We start from the raw sequence: 2727 nt of genomic DNA, 5'->3' as shown, positions 1-2727 counted from the left end.
AGCTCGCGCTCGATGGCCCCCTCGTCGGTGAGGTCGGTGATCTTGTGCACGCTGATCAGCTTGTGCAGCTGCTTGGTGATCTGCTCGAAGGCCACGTCGTCGGCGTTGACGATGGCTGTGACGCGCGACATGGTGGGGTCTTCGGTAGGGCCCACCGACAGCGACTCTATGTTGAAGCCGCGCCGCGAGATGAGGCCGGTCACGCGCGAGAGCACGCCGGGCTTGTTCTCCACCAGAACGGACAGGATGTGCTTCATGGCGCTCATCGCGCGCCCCCCTTCCCGCCGTCGGACTCGGGCACGTCGGTGCGCACCGCGCCCACGGCCACGTCGATGGCCCCGATGACATCGTCGAGCGCCCGCCCCGGCGCCACCATGGGGTACACGTTCTGGTCGCGCGAGATGGCCACGTCCAGCAGGTAGGGTCCTTCGGCCGCCAGCATGCGGGAGAGAGCCGCGTCCAGCTCCTCGGGCCGCTCGATGCGCTCGCCCTCCCAGCCGTAGGCGTCGGCCAGCTTCACGAAGTCCGGCGTATCGTCCAGAAGCGTGTTGGAGTAGCGCTCGCGGTAGAACAGGCGCTGCCACTGGTGCACCATCCCCAGGCACCGGTTGTCCATGATAAGAACCTTCACCGGCACGCCGTGCACGGCGGCCGTGGCCATCTCCTGGCTGTTCATCTGGAACGACCCGTCGCCGGCCACGCACACCACCTGCTTGTCCGGGCACCCGATGGCGGCCCCGATGGCCGCGGGGAAGCCAAACCCCATGGTGCCCAGCCCGCCCGAGGACAGAAAGGAGCGCGGCGTCTCGCGGTCGATGCTCTGGGCGGCCCACATCTGGTGCTGCCCCACCTCGGTGACCACGATGCTCTTTCGCGGATCGAGCAGCGCGGAGAGCTTGCGCATGACCATCTCGGGCACGATCTCGTCGGGGTTGTCGCCCACGCCGGGATGGTAGAAGGGGTAGCGCGTGCGCCAAGCGGCGATCCGCTCCATCCACTCGTCTGTGGCCGGGCGCGCGCCGGCTTTCTCCAGCGACGCCGCGATGGAGGCCAGCACGCCCTTGAGGTCGCCCACGATGGGCACCTGCACCTCGCGCACCTTGCCGATCTCGGCCGGATCGATATCGATGTGGATGACGTCGGCGTGCGGCGCGAACTCGGAGAGCTTGCCCGTCACGCGGTCGGAGAAGCGCGCGCCGGCGGCTATGATGAGGTCGCTTTCGGTCATGGCCAGGTTCGCGTACTTCGAGCCGTGCATGCCCACGGGACCTAGGTTGAGCGGGTGCGACGCGGGGAAGGCGCCCTTGCCCATGAGCGTGGTGACCACGGGGATCCGCATGATCTCGGCCAGGTGCACCAGTTCCTCCGACGCGCCTGAGGACACCACGCCGCCGCCCACGTAGAGCACGGGGCGCTCGGCGCGCTTGATGCGCTCCACCGCCTGGCGGACCTGCTTGGCGTTGCCGCGGTAGGTGGGCTTGTAGGAGGGCAGGCTCACGTCGTCGGGGTACTCGAACACCATCGTCTCGGAGGCCAGGTCGCTCGGCACGTCGATGAGGACCGGGCCGGGACGCCCCGTCTTGGCGATGTGGAACGCCTCGCGAAACGTGCGCGTGAGCTCGTCGGTGGACTGCAGAAGGTAGCTGTGCTTGACCACCGGCATGGTGATGCCCACGATGTCGGACTCCTGGAACGAGTCCGTGCCGATGACGCCGCGTGGCACCTGGCCCGTGATCACCACGAGCGGCACGCTGTCCATGTAGGCCGTCGCGATGCCCGTGACCGTGTTCGTGGCGCCCGGGCCGCTGGTCACAACGACCACGCCCACGTTGCCCGTGGCCCGCGCGTAGCCGTCGGCCTCGTGCACCGCGCCCTGCTCGTGGCGCGCGAGCACGTGGGTGATCTGCGTCGAATCGTAGAGCGCGTCGTATATCTTGATGGCCTGGCCGCCCGGATAGCCGAACACCAGATCCACGCCCTCGGCCTCCAGCGAGGCCACCACGGCCTCGGCCCCTATCATCTGCCTGCCCTGCTTGTCCGTGCGGCTGCCCAGCCCGCGCGGCGCGCCCACGGCGGCCGCAGTGGCGCCGGGACGCCTCTGCCCTTCTTCGCTCATGACACGTACGCCCCCTTGTCTGCCGAGGTCACCAGCTTGGCGTACTTCGACAGCACGCCGTGGTCGTGCTTTTGCGCCGGCGGTTCCCATGCCGCGCGGCGCCGCGCCAGCTCCGCGTCGTCCACGTGCAGCGTGAGCGCGCCGCCCTCTATGTCCACCGTGATGAGGTCGCCCTCCTCGACAAGCGCGATGGGGCCGCCCGCCGCGGCCTCGGGGCTCACATGCCCCACGGCCGGGCCCTTCGTGGCGCCGGAGAAGCGCCCGTCGGTGATGAGCGCCACGGACGTGGACAGGCCCATCCCGCAGATGGCCGAGGTGGGCGTGAGCATATCGCGCATGCCAGGGCCGCCCTTGGGGTCCTAGTAGCAGATGACCACCACGTCGCCCGGCTCTATCCGGCCGGCGTTGATGGCCGCGCAGGCGTCCTCCTCGCCCTCGAACACGCGCGCGGGGCCCGTGTGCGTGAGCATGGAGGGGTCCACGGCGCTCTTCTTCACGACGGCGCCGTCGGGAGCGATGTTGCCGTGCAGCACGCGCAAAGCGCCCACCGGGGAGAACGGGTTGTTGTGGGGGCGCCCGAACCCGCCGTCCGCGCCCACGCAACAAAACTT

2 protein-coding genes and 1 pseudogene are annotated in these 2727 nt (G+C 69.3%); all 3 read right to left on the bottom strand.

The window, feature by feature from the left end; translation table 11 throughout:
- On the bottom strand, positions 1-257 hold a 257-nt coding region (ilvN, locus tag ACWKY3_RS01270; protein ID WP_449314614.1), incomplete at its 3' end, for an acetolactate synthase small subunit.
- A gap of 5 nt (positions 258-262) precedes the next feature.
- Positions 263-2116 carry a biosynthetic-type acetolactate synthase large subunit gene (gene ilvB / locus ACWKY3_RS01265; RefSeq protein WP_449314613.1) on the bottom strand — a complete coding sequence of 618 codons (1854 nt, stop codon included), beginning with the start codon at positions 2114-2116 and terminating at the stop codon, positions 263-265.
- Positions 2113-2715, bottom strand: a pseudogene (locus ACWKY3_RS01260) (hypothetical protein). Before ACWKY3_RS01260 ends, ilvB begins: the two are co-directional and overlap by 4 nt.
- Positions 2716-2727 lie beyond the last annotated feature (12 nt).

This window comes from Rubneribacter sp. (assembly GCF_965361815.1).
This window is presented reverse-complemented; position numbering and strand designations above follow the sequence as displayed.